Annotated in this window: 12 protein-coding genes; 5 read left to right on the top strand and 7 right to left on the bottom strand. The window is 73.1% G+C overall.

All coding sequences use genetic code 11. The features are described from left to right. Nucleotides 1-34: 34 nt before the first annotated feature. From FKD65_RS04545 to FKD65_RS46185, 4 genes are all read right to left on the bottom strand, one after another. Nucleotides 35-430, bottom strand: a complete 396-nt coding sequence (locus FKD65_RS04545; protein ID WP_141576292.1) for an STAS domain-containing protein — start codon at nucleotides 428-430, stop codon at nucleotides 35-37. Between the two features lie 104 nt (nucleotides 431-534). Then, nucleotides 535-2,172, bottom strand: a complete 1,638-nt coding sequence (locus tag FKD65_RS04540) for an ABC transporter permease (protein ID WP_141576291.1) — start codon at nucleotides 2,170-2,172, stop codon at nucleotides 535-537. After that, nucleotides 2,169-3,071 (bottom strand): ABC transporter ATP-binding protein, encoded by a 903-nt coding sequence (locus tag FKD65_RS04535; RefSeq protein ID WP_141576290.1) that lies wholly within the window; start codon nucleotides 3,069-3,071, stop codon nucleotides 2,169-2,171. The genes FKD65_RS04540 and FKD65_RS04535 overlap by 4 nt, the downstream gene beginning before the upstream one ends. After that, nucleotides 3,064-3,738: a TetR/AcrR family transcriptional regulator gene (locus FKD65_RS46185; RefSeq protein WP_141576289.1), complete on the bottom strand. Its 675-nt coding sequence runs from the start codon at nucleotides 3,736-3,738 to the stop codon at nucleotides 3,064-3,066. Before FKD65_RS46185 ends, FKD65_RS04535 begins: the two co-directional genes overlap by 8 nt. Before the next feature lie 129 nt (nucleotides 3,739-3,867). Between FKD65_RS46185 and FKD65_RS04525 the strand changes: the two genes are divergently transcribed. The 3 genes from FKD65_RS04525 to FKD65_RS04515 are packed head-to-tail and all read left to right on the top strand — an operon-like array spanning nucleotide 3,868 to nucleotide 9,345. After that, entirely contained in the window at nucleotides 3,868-4,917 is a 1,050-nt protein-coding gene (locus FKD65_RS04525) for an iron ABC transporter permease (RefSeq protein ID WP_141576288.1), read from the top strand. Next, nucleotides 4,914-5,930 carry an iron chelate uptake ABC transporter family permease subunit gene (locus FKD65_RS04520; protein ID WP_141576287.1) on the top strand — a complete coding sequence of 339 codons (1,017 nt, stop codon included), beginning with the start codon at nucleotides 4,914-4,916 and terminating at the stop codon, nucleotides 5,928-5,930. The genes FKD65_RS04525 and FKD65_RS04520 overlap by 4 nt, the downstream gene beginning before the upstream one ends. Before the next feature lie 52 nt (nucleotides 5,931-5,982). Then, on the top strand, nucleotides 5,983-9,345 hold the full coding sequence (locus tag FKD65_RS04515) for a non-ribosomal peptide synthetase (RefSeq protein ID WP_141576286.1): 3,363 nt from the start codon (nucleotides 5,983-5,985) through the stop codon (nucleotides 9,343-9,345). A gap of 8 nt (nucleotides 9,346-9,353) precedes the next feature. Here the strand turns inward: FKD65_RS04515 and entS are convergent, their stop codons facing one another. Continuing rightward, nucleotides 9,354-10,598: an enterobactin transporter EntS gene (gene entS, locus FKD65_RS04510; protein ID WP_141576285.1), complete on the bottom strand. Its 1,245-nt coding sequence runs from the start codon at nucleotides 10,596-10,598 to the stop codon at nucleotides 9,354-9,356. Between the two features lie 72 nt (nucleotides 10,599-10,670). Here entS and panD point away from each other — a divergent pair, with 72 nt between their 5' ends. Together panD and FKD65_RS04500 are read left to right on the top strand one after the other, a co-directional pair. Continuing rightward, the gene (gene panD / locus FKD65_RS04505) at nucleotides 10,671-11,072 is read left to right on the top strand and encodes an aspartate 1-decarboxylase (protein WP_141586355.1); all 402 of its coding nucleotides are present in this window, start codon (nucleotides 10,671-10,673) and stop codon (nucleotides 11,070-11,072) included. A gap of 2 nt (nucleotides 11,073-11,074) precedes the next feature. After that, complete coding sequence (locus FKD65_RS04500; protein WP_141576284.1) at nucleotides 11,075-12,643, top strand: (2,3-dihydroxybenzoyl)adenylate synthase; 1,569 nt, start codon at nucleotides 11,075-11,077, stop codon at nucleotides 12,641-12,643. Nucleotides 12,644-12,718: 75 nt separating this feature from the next. Here FKD65_RS04500 and FKD65_RS04495 read toward each other — a convergent pair whose 3' ends face one another. Next, complete coding sequence (locus FKD65_RS04495; RefSeq protein ID WP_141576283.1) at nucleotides 12,719-13,687, bottom strand: CBS domain-containing protein; 969 nt, start codon at nucleotides 13,685-13,687, stop codon at nucleotides 12,719-12,721. Further along, nucleotides 13,684-15,477: a DUF262 domain-containing protein gene (locus FKD65_RS04490; RefSeq protein WP_141576282.1), complete on the bottom strand. Its 1,794-nt coding sequence runs from the start codon at nucleotides 15,475-15,477 to the stop codon at nucleotides 13,684-13,686. The genes FKD65_RS04495 and FKD65_RS04490 overlap by 4 nt, the downstream gene beginning before the upstream one ends. Nucleotides 15,478-15,538: the final 61 nt, after the last annotated feature.

Raw genomic sequence — 15,538 nt, 5'->3', positions numbered from 1 at the left:
TGAGCGCCGCGCGGTGCGCGGCGGGTACGGCGGTTCAGCGGGTGGACAGGGCGGCCAGGGCCTCCTCGGGCGTCCGGTGGGCGATGAGGTGCCGGTCCAGGCCGCTGCGTTCGATGATCGTGCGGAACCGGCGCTCCGGACGGGCCAGCACCAGCTCGCCCCCGGATCCGTGCGCGGCCTTCCACAGTGTGATCATCGCGTTCAGTCCCGAGGAGTCGCAGAAGCTCACCTCGCCGACGTCCAGGACCACCAGCGGCGGCCCGCTCATGGCCCGCATGTCGGCGAGGACGTGCTCGCGCAGTTCGTCGGACGTCAGGATCGTGAGCTCCCCCTCCGCCTCCACCAGCAGGCACGGGCCGCGGACGGCGCTGTGGACCCGCAACGGATCGACGGGGGTTCTTTCCGGCGGATCGCCGGGTCCGAGGGACATCTAGATCACCTTCCGTAGTCGCAAGACTGCGGAGTACCCATGAAAGGCGAGGTCATGCCGGGTTTCCGGGCGGGCCCGCCGGCGCCCGCCCGGGGACCGCCGGATCAGGTGGCGTCGCGGCGGCGGAAGGCGGCCAGTCCGGCCGCGGCCAGGGCGGACGCCGCCGCGGTGAGCCCGGCCAGGGGCAGCGGGTCGGCGTCCCCGCCGGGCAGCTTCGGAGTATGGGTGAAGGGGGACAGGTCCATGACCGCCTGCGGGAGGCCGAGCAGCGGCCCCACCTGCCCGAGGAGCAGGAACACGGCGAGGACGCCCCACGCCGCGGAGGCCGCGCGGGGAAGCGCCCCGAACAGCAGCATCGCGGCGGCGGCGACGACCCAGACCGCCGGGAGCTGGGCGAGCGCCGCGCCGAGCTGGCGGGGGAGCTGGCCCGCCAGGTCGCCTGACCGGGCGCCGTGGACCAGGCCCACCGCCAGCCCGGTGGCCGCGAGCATGGCGACCGTCCCCGCGACGGTGGTGGCCAGCCCGGAGACGGCCCAGCGGGTGCGGCCGACGGCGGTCGCGAGGACGGGCTCCAGGCGCCCGGCGGTCTCCTCGGCGCGCAGCCGCAGCACGCTCTGCACCGCGAAAGCGGCGGTGAACAGCGCCATGAGTCCCATGGCCGTGGCGAGGAACGCGTCCGCGATGTCCTGCTGGCCGCCCATCTTGCGGATGTCGTCCAGGACGGCGTCGCTGCCGTTGACCAGGTCGCCGACGCCGTCCGCGACGCCGCCGATCGCCAGCCCGTACACGAGGACTCCGGCGGTCCAGCCGAGCAGGGTTCCGCGCTGCAGCCGCCACCACAGGGCGAGCGGGCCGCGCAGGGACGGCGGGGCGTGCGCGGGGCCGAGCGCGGGGGCGAGGATCCCGGCGCCGAGGTCGCGCCGCTCGGTCAGCAGGTAGGCGGCGGTGACCAGCAGCGCGGACGCCAGCAGGGGGAGCAGCAGGACGGCCCACTGCTCGTCCGCGCACGGGCGCAGGCGCTGCGCCCAGCCGATCGGCGACAGCCACGACAGCCAGTGCGCCGAGCCCGCGTCGGCCGCGCCGCGCAGCAGGTAGGCGGCGCCGAGGACGGCGAACGCCAGGCCGTTGGCCAGGCGGGAGGTCTCGGCGAGCTGGGCGGTGAGCGCCGCGACACCGGCGAACACCAGCCCGGCGCCGAACCAGGACAGGCCGAACGCGACCGAACCGGCCGCCGGCATCCCGAACAGGACCATGACGAGCGCGGCCGCGGCCGCCAGGGTGCCGGCGGCGGTCACGGCGGTCAGCAGGGCCGCGGTGAGCGGCGCGCGGCGCCCGACTGCGGCGGCGCCGACGAGCTCCAGCCGGCCCGCCTCCTCCTCGGCGCGCGTGTGCCGCACGACGAGCAGGACGCACATGACCGCGGTGAGCGCGGCGCCGGTCGCGCCGACCCGCCACGCGCTGAGCCCCGCGACGCTGCCGTCGTCGAGCACCGGCCCGTAGAGCACCCGCGTGGAGGGGTTGGCGCCGATGCCGCGCGCGAAGCTCTCGCGCGCCGCCGCCGTGGCGTACTCGTGCTTGAAGCTGTAGACGGTGCTCGCGACGAGCGCGGTCAGCAGGTAGATCCAGGACGGCATCATGACGCGGTCGCGGCGCAGCCAGACCTTCAGCAGCGTGCTGGTGCCGGTGAGGCCGCCGTCGCGGCGGGCTGCGCGCGCCGGGGCGCGCAGTGTCGTGGCGGTCATGACGCGTGCTCCCTGGCGAGGTCGTCCTCGTAGTGGCGCAGGAACAGCTCTTCGAGCGTCGGCGGCCGGCTCGTCAGGGCCCGGACGCCGATCCGGGTCAGCTGCTTGAGCGCGGCGTCCAGCTCGGGGGTGTCGACCTCGAACGCGATGGTCGCGCCGTCGATGCGGACGTCGTGCGCCCCCGGCAGCGGGACGCCGTCCGGCGCGGCGGCGAGCTCGGCGCGGATGGACGTGCGGGTCAGGTGCCGCAGCTCGTCGAGCGTGCCGGTCTCGACCGTCCGGCCCTTGCGGATGATGGTGACGCGGTCGCAGAGCGCCTCCACCTCCGACAGGATGTGGCTCGACAGCAGGACGGTGCGCCCGGCGCGTTTCTCGTCGCGCACGCACTCCTGGAAGACCTCCTCCATGAGCGGGTCGAGGCCGGAGGTGGGCTCGTCCAGGATGAGCAGCTCCGCGTCGGACGCGAACGCCGCGACGAGGGCGACCTTCTGCCGGTTCCCCTTGGAGTAGGCGCGGCCCTTCTTCCTCGGGTCGAGCTCGAAGCGGTCGAGCAGCTCGTCGCGCCGGCTCCCGTCGAGCCCGCCGCGCATCCGCCCGAGCAGGTCGATCACCTCGCCGCCGGACAGGTTCGGCCACAGCGTGACGTCGCCCGGGACGTAGGCGATGCGGCGGTGCAGGGCGGTGGCGTCGCGCCACGGGTCGCCGCCGAGCAGGCTCGCGGCGCCGGAGTCGGCGCGCATCAGCCCGAGCAGGACGCGGATGGTCGTCGACTTCCCGGAGCCGTTCGGGCCGAGGAACCCGTGCACCTCGCCGGGCGCCGCGCGCAGGTCGAGGCCGTCGAGCGCGCGCGTCCTGCCGAACGTCTTGACCAGGCCCTCGGCCCGGACCACGTCAGTCATCGTCATCTCCCTTGAGGACGGCCTCGTAGCGGTCCATCGCCGCGTGGGCGCGCGCGACGGTCTCCCGTTCGAGCAGCCGGTCGTCGAAGATCTCCAGGACCGCGCGGCGCAGCCGCAGCGACCCCTCGGGGGTGAAGGTGTCGGCGCCGAGGACCCGGCTGAGGTGCTGGTGCAGCACCTCGATCCCCGTCGTCATCGCGACGATCGCGGCGGCGTAGGCCTGCGGGTCGCGGGTGGTGGGCGGGAGGGTTCCGGGCGGCGGGTCCGCCATGTACCGCTCGGTCACCGTGACCAGGTCGTCGAACATGCGGGACGCCGCCGCCGAGCCGTCGACGAGCGCGCGGGCCAGGTAGCGCCGGACGGGCAGGTCGGCCTGGACGGCCGCGGCCAGGAAACCGGGGTCGCCCATCGCCTCGCCGGCGGACGTCGAGCTGAGCTCGCGGACCGTGTCGAGCGCGTAGGCGTCGCACGCCTCGCGCAGCTCCTCCTTCGAGCCGAAGTGGTGCTGGACGAGCCCCACCGAGACGCCCGCGGCCTCGGCGATCCCGCGGAAGGTCGCGCCCTTCGTGCCGTGCTCGGCGAACTGCAGGAGCGCGGCGTCCCGGATCCGGGCCCGCGCCGTCAGGTCCTCCGGCGCCGGGCCGCCGTCCCGGCCGGTCCTCGCCATTCACCCACCCCCAATACAGACGTTCAATTTCCAATATCTATGTATACCATACGCTTGTATTGTCGATGGGCACCAGAGGAGGCGGCCACGTGTTTGGGGGAGTGAGTTAGCTTAGGCTAGCCTTACTTTGTGCTGCCCCCCGCGCTGCGACGCCCGCCCAGAAGCCCGGACCTCCAGGGGCGGCCGCGCGGCGCGCGGCTGTGGTGGACGGTCCCGCTCGCGGCGGCGCTGCTGCTGACGGTCGGGGCGAGCCTCGCGATCGGCGCGGGCCACGTCCCGGTCGCGGACGTGCTTCCCGGCGTGCTCTCCCCGGACGATGACTCCAGGGCGCAGCTGATCGTCCATGAGCTGAGGCTGCCCCGCACCCTCCTCGGGGTCGCCGTCGGCGCCGCGCTCGGTCTGGCGGGTGCGGTGATGCAGGCGCTCACCCGCAACCCGCTCGCCGAGCCGGGACTGCTCGGCGTGAACGGCGGCGCGGCCCTCGCGGTCGTCCTCGTGATCGGCGCGTTCCGGGTGGACGACCCGCTCGTGTACGTGTGGGCGGCGTTCGCGGGCGCGGCGGGCGCGGCCGGCCTCGTCTACATGATCGGCGCCCGGGGGCGCGGCGGCGCCTCGCCGGCGCGGCTCGTGCTCGCCGGGGCCGCCGTCAACGCCGTCTTCAGCGCGATGACCGCCGGCGTGATGCTGTTCGCCCCGCGGACCTTCGGGGCCTTCAGGTTCTGGCAGGTCGGCACGCTCGGCGGCCGCGACGTGGCGGTGTTCCTGAGGGTGCTGCCGTTCATCGCGGCCGGGGCGCTGCTCGCGCTGCTGCTCGCCCGCCCGCTGAACGCCCTCGGCCTGGGCGACGACGCGGGCCGCGCGCTCGGCTCCCGCCCCGGCGCGACGAGGGCGCTCGCGGCGCTCGCGGTGGTGCTGCTGTGCGGGGCCGCGACGGCGGCGGCCGGGCCGATCACGTTCCTCGGACTGGCGGTGCCGTTCATCGTCCGGACCGCGGTCGGCCCGGACCAGCGGCTCGTCCTGCCGTACTCGCTGCTGCTCGCGCCCGTCCTGCTGCTCGGCGCGGACGTCGTCGGCCGCGTCGTCGCGCCCGGAGAGCTGGAGACCGGCATCGTCACCGCGTTCCTCGGGGCGCCGCTGTTCGCGGTGATGGTCCGGAGAGGGAGGACGCGCGAGCTGTGAGAGTCATCCGTGCGGCAGGGGTGTCGCTGCGCTGGGAGCCGCGCACGGCGGCGGTGTGCGGTGTGCTCGCGGGGGTCGCGGCCTGCGCCGCCGTCCTCGTCGTCGGCTCGGGGGAGTTCCCCATCGCGCCGCCGGACGTCGTGCGCGTCCTGCTCGGCGAGGGCGACCAGGCCACCGCGTTCATCGTCACGACCCTGCGGCTGCCGCGCGCCGTCACCGGCCTGCTCGCCGGGTTCGCGCTCGGCCTGGCCGGGGCGATCTTCCAGAGCATCTCCCGCAACCCGCTCGGCAGCCCCGACCTCATCGGCTTCACCACCGGCTCGGCGACCGGCGCGCTGCTGCAGATCCTGGTGTTCGGCGGCGGCGCCGTCGCGATCGCCGCCGGCTCGGTCGCGGGCGCGGTGCTGACCGCGCTGGCGGTGTACGTGGCGGCCTACCGCCGGGGGAGCGGCGTGCACGGCATGCGGCTGGTGCTGATCGGCGTCGCGGCGGCGGCGATGCTGGAGGCGCTCAACTCCTACCTCATCACCCGCGCGGAACTGCGCGAGGCGTACGAGGCCGCGTTCTGGCTGACCGGCAGCCTGAACGGGCGCGACTGGGACCAGGCCGTCCCGCTCGCGCTCGCGCTGGCCGCGCTCGCCCCCGCGGCGCTCCTGCCGGCCAGGCCGCTCGGGATGGGCGAGCTGGGCGACGACGCCGCGCGGGCGCTCGGCGTCCCCGTCCAGCGCACCCGGGCGCTGCTGACGGCCGCCGGGGTCGGCCTCGTCGCGGCGGCGACGGCGGCGGCCGGGCCCGTCCCGTTCGTGGCGCTCGCCGCGCCGCAGCTCGCCCGGCGGCTGACGCGGCGCCCCGGCGCGCAGCTGCTGCCCGCCGCGCTCACCGGCGCCGCGCTGCTGGCGAGCGCCGATCTCGTCTCGCTGCACCTGCCGGTCGCGGTGCCGGTCGGCGTCGTCACGGGCGTCCTCGGCGGCGCGTACCTGGCCTGGCTGCTGGCCGCCGCCGGCCGGCGTTGACGGGGACGGTCCATCTAATTAGGTTAGCCTTACCTAATTTGAGAGGAGTTCCGTGCTGACCTGGGATGAGCTCCACGCCGCGCTGGCCGAGGTGCTGGGCGAGCGCGCGGAGGCGGACGACAACCTCATCGAGCTGGGCATGGACTCGATCCGGCTCATGCAGCTCACCGGCCAGCTCCGGCGCCGCGGCATCGAGGTCCGGTTCGCCGAGCTGGCCGAACGTCCGACGCTCGCCGGATGGTGGGATCTGCTCGCGGAGAAGGGCCAGGTCGAGGCGCCCGCCGCGCCTGACGCGGAGTCCGATGAGGCTGCGGCCGACCCCGGGGAGCCCTTCCCGCTGGGGCTGATGCAGCACGCGTACTGGATCGGCCGCGACGCGGGCCAGGATCTCGGCTCCGTCGCCGCCCACCTGTACGTCGAGCTGGACGGGCGCGCGATCGACCCGTCCCGCTTCGAGTCGGCCGTGGGCGCGCTGGTGAGGCGGCACCCGATGCTGCGCGCCGCCATCCGCGACGACGGGACGCAGCGGATCCTGCCCGAACGCCCCGGGCCGCTCGTCACCGTCCACGACCTGCGCCCGATGGACGATCCCGGCGCCGAACTGGATCGGGTCCGGGACGAGATGTCGCGGCAGCGGCTCCCCATCGAGGACGGTCGCGTCTTCGACGCCCGGCTGAGCCTCCTCCCCGGCGGCACCGCCCGCCTGCACCTCGACGTCGACATGGTCGCCGCCGATGCGATGAGCTACCGCGTCATGCTGGCCGACCTCGCCGCCCTGTACGAGGGCGAGGAGCTCGCGCCGATCCGCTACGGCTACGCCCGCTACCTCGCCGACGACCCCCGCGCGCAGGCCCGCGCCGCCGACCGCCGCTGGTGGGCGGACCGGCTCGCAGGCCTTCCGGGGCCGCCCGAGCTGCCGGTGGTCCCGGAGCCGGGGAACCGCGTCGAGCGCAGGCACCACTGGCTGCCCCCCGAGGACAAGGACCGCCTCATCGCCCGCGCGCACGCCGAAGGGGTCACCCCCGCGATGGCGCTCGCCGCCGTGTTCGCCGAGGTGGTCGGGGCCTGGTCGGCGGCGCCGCGGTTCCTGCTGAACCTGCCGCTGTTCCACCGCGAGCCCGTCCACCCCGACGTCGACAAGGTCGTCGGGGACTTCACCGGCTCCGTCATGCTGGAGGTCGACCTCACCGAGGACCTCCCGTTCGTCGCGCGCGCCCGTGCGCTCCAGGCGAACCTGCACACGGCGGGCGCGCACGGCGACTACTCGGGCCTCGAGGTGCTGCGGGACCTCTCGCGGCTGCGCGGGGAGCAGGTGCTCGCCCCCGTCGTCTACACCAGCGCCCTCAACCTCGGGGAGCTGTTCGGCGACCGCGTCCGCGAGCTGTTCGGCGAACCCGGGTGGATCATCTCCCAGGGCCCGCAGGTGCTGCTGGACGCGCAGGTGACCGAGGTGTCCGGCGGCCTCCTGCTGAACTGGGACGTGCGCCTGCCCGCGTTCCCGGAGGGCGTCGCGGAGTCGATGTTCGACGCCTACTCCGGCGCGATCACCCGTCTCGGCGCGCCCGGCGCCGACTGGGACGCGCCTCTCGGCATCGCGGCCACGCCCGCCCAGCTCAGCCTCAGGCAGGGGTTGAACGCCACGCCCGCGCCGCCGCCGCGCACCCTGACCGAGGGGTTCTTCGAGAACGCCGCCCGCCGCCCCGATGCCCCGGCACTGCACTGGGGCGACGGAGGGACGGCGACCTACGGCGAGCTCGCCGCCCGCGCCCTGCGGATCGCCTCGGCATTGGCGGTCGAAGGCGTCCGGCCCGGCGACCGGGTCTCGATCGAGCTGCCGAAGGGCCCCGACCAGGCCGCCGCCGCGCTCGGGGTGCTGGCGGCCGGCGCCGCCTACGTCCCGATCGGTTCCGAGCAGCCGGACGCGCGGCGCGCGAGGATCCGCGCGAGCGCCGGCGTCGCCGCCTCGCTCGCCCCGGGCCGCGTCGCGGAGGCCGAGCCGCTGGCGGCGCCGGTCGCGGTGCGCCCCGACCAGGCCGCCTACGTGCTGTTCACCTCCGGGTCGACGGGAGAGCCCAAGGGCGTCGAGGTCTCGCACGGCGCGGCGATGAACACCATCGGGGACCTGGTCGAGCGGTTCGCGATCGGGGAGGACGACGTCACGTTCGCGGTGTCGGCGCTCGACTTCGACCTTTCGGTGTTCGACCTGTTCGCCGCCTGGCACGCGGGCGGCGCGGTCGTCGTCCCGGACGAGGCCGAGCGGCGGGACGCCGCCCGGTGGGGCGAGCTGGTCCGGCGCTGGTCGGTGACCGTCCTGAACTGCGTCCCGTCCGTCCTGGAGATGCTGCTGCGCGCGGACCGGGCGGAGAGCCTGCGGCTCGTCCTGCTCGGCGGCGACTGGGTCGGGACGCACCTGCCCGCGCTGCTGGAGGAGCGCGCGCCGGGCTGCCGGTTCGTCGCGCTCGGCGGCACGACGGAGACGGCGATCCACTCGACGGTGCAGGAGGTCGTGGGCGAGGTGCCCGCCGACTGGCACGCCGTCCCGTACGGGGTGCCGCTGCGCGGGGTCGCGTGCCGGGTCGTGGACGGGCTGGGCCGCGACCGCCCCGACTGGGTCGCCGGGGAGCTGTGGATCGGCGGAGCCGGCGTCGCGGACGGCTACGTCGGCGACCCCGAACGGACCGCCGACCGGTTCGTCGTCCATGAGGGGACGCGCTGGTACCGGACCGGCGACCTGGCCCGCTACCGCCCGGAGGGGACCATCGAGTTCCTCGGCCGCCGCGACCACCAGGTCAAGGTGCGCGGGTTCCGGATCGAGCTCGGCGAGGTCGAGGCCGCGCTGCGCGGCCATCCCGCCGTCGAGCGCGCGGTCGCGCTCCTCGCCGGGGGCCGCCTCGCCGCCGCCGTGGCGGCGCCCGCCGGCACCGACCGGGACGCCGTGCTCGCCCGCGTCCGCGACCTGCTGCCTCCGCACATGGTCCCCGAGTTGCTCGTGCGCGTGGACGAGCTGCCGCTCACCGCGAACGGCAAGGTCGACCGCAGGGCCCTCACCGCCCTCGCCTCCGCCGAGGCAGGGGAGGCGACCGCCGGCCACACCGAGCCGCAGACGTCCCTGGAGAAGGTGCTGGCCCGGATCGCCGCCGAGGTGCTGGGGAGGGAGCGCGTCGGCGCGGACGCCGACTTCTTCGCCCTCGGCGGCGACTCCGTCCTCGCCACCACCGTGCTCGCGCGGCTGCGCGAGGCGCTTGACACGACGGCGCTGCCGGTCCGCGTCCTGTTCGCCGAGCGGACGGTCGCGCGGATCTGCCGCCGGTTCACCGAACTGGAGGAGACGCCCGGACGCCTGGAGGCCGTAGCCGCGATCTGGTTGGAGGTGGAGGCCATGACCGAGGAGCAGCTCGCCGCGCGCCTCGGATGAGGCCGGGATCAGCCGGGCTCGGGCTCCGGACGCAGCGTCGCGGTCCGGAGCCCGGTGAGCGTGAGGGCCAGCGCGAGGGCGAGGACGGCGCTCACCGTCCCGTACAGGACGATGGCGGCACCCGGGGCGAGGAACCGGCCGAGCGCCCCGGCGCCGAGCGCTCCGACGGCGCCGCCGCCCGTCTCCTGCGCCGACCACAGCGCGTTCACACGGCCGAGGTGCGAGTCGGGCGTATGGGACTGGATCAGCCCGTACCGGAGGATCTCCTCGACCGACTGGACGAACCCGTACACGAACAGGATCGCGACGGCGAGCGCCGGGTGACGCGCCAGACCGAGGCAGGCGAGCGCGGCGAATCCGGAGACGGAAGCGACGAGCAGCGCCAGGCCCGGTGTCCTGGCCCGCCCGGCCCAGCCGCTCGTCAGGGAGGCGAGGACGGCGCCGCACGCCGGCGCCGCGAACAGCAGCCCGACCGTGGTGGCGCCGCCGTCCAGGCTCCGGCTCGCGAACGCCGGCATCAGGACGGGGATGCCGCCCGCGACCATGAACAGCAGGCCGAGGAGCATCAGCGAGCCGACGACCCGGTGCGAGGCGACGAAGCGGAACCCGTCCCAGACCGACCTCAGCGGATTGACGTTCGGCTCCGAGGCGGCGGGCTTGAGCTGCGGCAGGCCGGTCAGCAGCCCGAGCGTGCCGAGCGTCCCGGCCGCCGCGGCCGCGTAGTTCCAGCCCACGCCGAACGCCGAGACCACGAGCCCGCCGAGCGCGGGGGAGGCCATCGACCCGAGCCGGACGGTCAGCGCGTTGAGCGCGCCCGCCGCGACGAGCTTGTCCGGCGCGACCAGCGCCGGTGTCGCGGCGAGCAGCGCGGTGATGCTGACGCCGGTCATCAGCCCGTCCCACGCGGCCAGCGCGTAGAGGGCGGTCAGCGAGGGGGAGGGGAGGAACGCGTTGAGCGCCAGCAGGACGAACCCGGCCCCGGCCGCCGCGCGCGCCCGCAGCATCAGGCGCCGGCGGTCGTGCCGGTCGGCCAGCACTCCGCCCCACAGGAACCCGGCGAGGAGCGCGAACCCCTCGGCCGCGGAGACCCCTCCCACGTGCACGGTGGACCCGGTGAGGCCGTAGACCTGCACCGGAAGGGCGACCACCAGCATGCCGATCCCGAAGACCGAGACGGTGCGGGCGACGAACACGTCGCGGAACGGCCTGCTGTCGCGCAGCGGCCCGACGTCGATGACCAGTCGCCGGAGCATCCTCGGGGTTCTCCTCTGCCGATCGGGTAGCTAAGGTTAGCCTAGCCTTACTTGATCGTGGAAAGAGGAGCCGTGCAGCGGACGCTGATGAACGGGAAGATCCACCGGGCGACCGTCACCCAGGCGGACCTGCACTACGTGGGCTCGCTGACGATCGACGCCGACCTGATGGCGGCGGCCGACATCGTGGAGGGCGAGCAGGTCCACCTCGTGGACATCACCAACGGGGCCCGGCTCGTCACTTACGCGATCACCGGCGAGGCGGGCAGCGGGGTCATCGGCGTCAACGGCGCGGCCGCCCGCCTGGTCCAGCCCGGAGACCTAGTGATCATCATTACCTACGCCGCCGTGGAGGACCCGGCCCGGCACGAGCCCCGCGTCGTCCACGTCGACGCTGCGAACCGCATCGTCGCCTTGGGGGCCGACCCTGCCGAGCCCGCGCCCGGCGCCCCCGCCCAGCTCGCGGGACGGTGACCGTGGACGGCTTCACCCCCTGGCCGGCCGACCTCGAAGCCCGATACAAGGCCGAGGGCCACTGGACCGACCGCCTCCTCGGCGACGTCCTGCACGGCGACCCAGACGCACTCGCCCTGGTCGTGGGCGACGACCGCCTCACCTACGCCGACCTGGACTCCCGCGCCGCCCGCACCGCCGCGGGCCTCCTCGCCCTCGGCCTGCGCCGCGGGGACCGCGCCGTCGTCCAGCTGCCGAACACCGCGGGCTTCGTCGTCGTGTTCCTGGCCCTCGTCCGCCTTGGCGCGGCCCCCGTCCTCGCGCTCCCGGCGCACCGCGAGAGCGAGATCCGCTACCTGTGCGAGCTGTCCGAGGCCCGCGCCTACATCTGCGCCGACCGCGACGGCGACTTCGACTACCGCGCGCTGGCCCGCACCCTCCCCGTGGAGCATGTGATCGTCGAAGGCGAGGCCGAGGAGTTCACGCCGCTCGCCTCCGTCGACGCCGACCCGGTGGCCGCGCCCGCCCCCGATCCGTCCGATGTGGGCGTCTTCCTCCTCTCCGGCGGCACCACCGGCCTCCCGAAACTGATCCCCAGGACGCACCGCGACTACGTCTACAACCTGGCGGCCAGCGCCGAGCTGTGCGGCCTCGGCCGCGACACCGTCTACCTGGTCGTCCTGCCCGCCGCGCACAACTTCGCCCTGGCCTGCCCCGGCATCCTCGGCGTCTTCGCCACGGGCGGCACCGTCGTCCTCTCGCCCTCCGGCGCTCCCGACGAGGCGTTCCCCCTGATCGAACGCGAGCGCGCCACGGTCTGCGCGGTCGTCCCGCCGATCGCCCTCCTCTGGCTGGACGCGGTGACCTGGTCGGACGAGGACCTCTCGTCCCTCGAACTCCTCCAGGTGGGCGGCGCGAAGCTCGCCGCCGAACGCGCCGCCGAGATCCCGGCCGCCCTCGGCTGCCGGCTCCAGCAGGTCTTCGGCATGGCCGAGGGCCTTTTGAACTACACCCGCCTGGACGACCCGCAGGACCTGGTCGAACGAACCCAGGGCCGCCCCCTGTCCCCGTCCGACGAGGTCCGCGTGGTCGACGAGGACGGCGAGCAGGTCGCCCCCGGCGAAGTGGGCGAACTCCTGACCCGCGGCCCCTACACACTCCGCGGCTACTACCGCGCGCCGGAGCACAACGCCCGCTCCTTCACCCCGGACGGCTTCTACCGCACGGGCGACCTCGTCAGGGAACTGCCGTCCGGCCACCTCATCGTCGAGGGCCGCGAGAAGGACCAGATCAACCGGGGCGGCGACAAGATCTCCGCCGAGGAGCTGGAGAACCACCTCCTGGCCCACCCCGCGATCCACGACGCGGCCGTGGTCGGCGTCCCGGACCCGGTCATGGGCGAGCGCACCTGCGCCTTCCTCATCATCAGGGAGGGGGAGAAGGCCCCCGGCCTGCGCGAGACGAAGGACTTCCTCCGCACCCGCGGCCTCGCCGCCTACAAGTTTCCCGACCGCCTGGAGACGACCACCGAATTCCCCCGCACCCCGGTCGGCAAGATCAGCAAAAAACTCCTGACCGCCCGCCTCCGCTGAGACGATGCCCCGATACAAGCCGGGCAGCTCCGTGTCATCTACCGACGCATCCCCGCCCGGCGACTTGGGCCACCTTCACGGAACGAAGGTCTTGAGAAGACCGGCGAAGGCATCGACCTGTTTCAACTGGGTTTCCGTGAGCGGGTTGGGTCGGAAGTGCGCCACCTCGTTGCGGATCTTACGAACCGCGTCCAGCCTGGTCACGAAGTCGTCACGGTGCAGCGCCCAGGGCAGCCGTGCCCAGCAGTCCGGCTTGGCGAACACCTGCTGGATCTGCCAGATCGTGAGGTCCTCCGGGCAGTCGGCCTTGTTGTTACCAGACGCTGCACGAAGTTCCTCTGCCGTGCCGCACATCCGGTTGACGCATTTGCGGAGCCGTCGCTCGATCTCGCCGAGACGCAGAAAAGGGCCAGTGAGCCGACCGAACTCCAGGCTCAGATCCGCGACCGTCACGAGTCCGGTGATCTTGTGATCGTCATGTACGAACACGCAGTTGTTCTCGATGATGTCGGGAATGGTGACCAGGAGTTCCGCGTCGATGCTCACCTCCCGGGCCGGCTCCGTCACGTCTGTCAGCGATTCACACTGCCCGCGGGCGTGGGCCATCGCGATCGACTGCCAGCTGACCACGCCCTTGAGCATGACCCCCGACAGCACCGGGAGTTGCGAGAAGCGATTCTCGAGCATCAGCATGCGCGCGCGTGGCAGGTCGTCTTCCGGGAGTAGATGGACGAGTGCCCCATCCGGCATGCGCGCCGTCGGCAGATCTCCGATGCGCAGGGCGGTGGCGGCGAGGGTCTCTTCCTCTCCACCGGGTTCCGGGGCCTCCCTGGCCTCCTCAAGCGGTCCCACGGTCACCGTCGAGCTCAGGTTCCCGTGGATCAGTGACGGGACGCAGCGAAGCCCGGCTTCCGACAGCGCGGTGTCGATCCCGGCGACGATCCCCGGATCGCGATTGCGCTCGCCGAACAGCGCCAGCAGTCTTCCCACCGTGAGCTCGACAGGGTCGGCCGCCGCATTCTGGAGTTCGGGCGGAAGAGTCATGCCACCAGCTCCGGGTCGGTCTCGTAGTCGGCCGCCGACTCCGAAGCCTGCTCGGCCGGGATCGCCGCCTTACCCATCGCCTTCTCGATCAGGGCCCGCAGTTCTGCCGCGCGGTTCTGGTAGAACAGGTCGAAATCTTCGGACCGCAGTGCGGCGGGGTCGACCAGATGCGTGGCGATGATGTCGTCCAGCCAGTTCGCGGGCAGTCCGGTGTCGGTCTCCAGGGTCTGCAGGTAGGACCGGGGGGACTTCTTGCCCATGAGCTGCCCGGTCCGGCGGGTGAGCACCGTCTTGTTGACGATGCTCTCGGCCTTCTCCCACGGGATGCCGTGCCTGTCGCACCAGCCCTTGGAGAAGATCTGGTAGATCCCGGCCTGGTGGTTGCGGAAGACGTCCTCGTCGATCGCCTCCCGGTTGTAGGTCCAGTCCTTGGCGCCCTGTTGCATGACCAGCGCGTACAGGCCCTTGTAGGCGGCGCTGTTGCGGCTGCGCATGGTGCCCAGCCGGGCTTCCCGGAAGATGGCCTCCCCGACGGAGGCCGGCTCATCGCCGTCACGAACCCAGCCGATCACTTGCTCCAGGTCGCGCGGGAGCCGGGTCTCGGGCGATCCGCCGTACTGCTCGCCGAAGACGCCGCACCAGAACCAGCGGGAGATCTTCTCCTGGGCGTCCTCCGTGTCGGTCTCCTTGCCGAGGACGGTCCGGATCGCGGCCAGCGCGACCAGTTGGGTCATATACGGGATGTCCGCTACGTCGAAGACGCACTGCTGCCGCAAGAACCGTGCGGTCCAGTGGTAGGCGTCGAGCACTCGGGGGGACCATGTCCGGTACTCCTCGAGCGGCAGCTCAAGGATGTCCTTGCGTTTGCAAGCTGCGCGCGCTCTCCTCCGGAAGTGCGTGGACACCAGGGTGATGGTCTGGAGGAAGTCGGTGTTGCTCAACCCGGCACGAGCACCGACCAGCATTGTGCCGCCGTCCAGTTCGCTCCAGATCCGGTCCCAGTCCTCATGGAGTTGGAAGTCGTCCACGGCATACGAGGCGGTCATCAATTCGAAGACGGTCAGGGGAACGCCGCCGGTGTTCACTTTCTCGAAGACCGTGCAGACGGCCTCCTTCGGAGTGTCCTTGGTAAGGCTGATGACGGGGATCATGTACTGGGCGACGTTGTGGATCACCTTTGAGTTGAACTTGTCCCACACGTCCCAGTGGGCGCCATCGAGGCCCACGTAGATGCGCATCCACTTCTGGGTCGCGGACTGGTCGAGGACCAGCCGCAGCGGGAACAGCCCGGCCGCCGCCTCCTTGTCCGGGGTGCTGAGATCGTAGGTCACGCCCCTGCCGAAGTCCTCTCGCAGGATGCGGTCTTCGGGTACGGAGAGGATCGCCTCTTCGCGGTCCACGTCGTCATCGACGGCCTTCGCGATGTCGATGTAGTACCAGCGCCGCAGCTTCTTCTTGCGCGCGTCCATGGTTTCGACCGGGGCATCAGAGCGGAGGGCCTGGTAGAGGGAGGTGAGCCGCTGCTGACCGTCCATGAGCAGTATTTCTGGTTCGAGGTCGGCGACCGGCGCCCCGGCCAGCGGCCGCGGTTTGAACCTCGTTCCAGGACCGCCCGTCTGGAGCGCCATGAACACGCCGACCGGATAGTGCCGGGTCACGGTTCCGAGCAGCGCCACGATCCGCTCGTCGTCCCACTTCCAGGACCGCTGGAAATCGGGCAACTGGATCTTTCCCTCATGGACCTTGTCAAGTAGGTCTTTGAGTCCTTCTTGGGGGGTGTGGAACGGCACGCGCCGGCACTCCTCGGATCCGGTTTCGGTTTACGTGCGAGAGTAGCGCCGCCCATCGCGT

Source organism: Actinomadura sp. WMMA1423 (genome assembly GCF_006547145.1).
Classification (GTDB): Bacteria; Actinomycetota; Actinomycetes; order Streptosporangiales; family Streptosporangiaceae; genus Spirillospora.
This window is presented reverse-complemented; position numbering and strand designations above follow the sequence as displayed.

What these genes read in the sequence shown, in the direction of transcription:
- FKD65_RS04495 (WP_141576283.1), bottom strand. Translation starts at nt 13,687, where the DNA reads ATGACTCTTCCGCCCGAACTCCAGAATGCGGCGGCCGACCCTGTCGAG.
- FKD65_RS46185 (WP_141576289.1), bottom strand. Translation starts at nt 3,738, where the DNA reads ATGGCGAGGACCGGCCGGGACGGCGGCCCGGCGCCGGAGGACCTGACG.
- entS (WP_141576285.1), bottom strand. Translation starts at nt 10,598, where the DNA reads ATGCTCCGGCGACTGGTCATCGACGTCGGGCCGCTGCGCGACAGCAGG.
- FKD65_RS04545 (WP_141576292.1), bottom strand. Translation starts at nt 430, where the DNA reads ATGTCCCTCGGACCCGGCGATCCGCCGGAAAGAACCCCCGTCGATCCG.
- FKD65_RS04535 (WP_141576290.1), bottom strand. Translation starts at nt 3,071, where the DNA reads ATGACTGACGTGGTCCGGGCCGAGGGCCTGGTCAAGACGTTCGGCAGG.
- FKD65_RS04540 (WP_141576291.1), bottom strand. Translation starts at nt 2,172, where the DNA reads ATGACCGCCACGACACTGCGCGCCCCGGCGCGCGCAGCCCGCCGCGAC.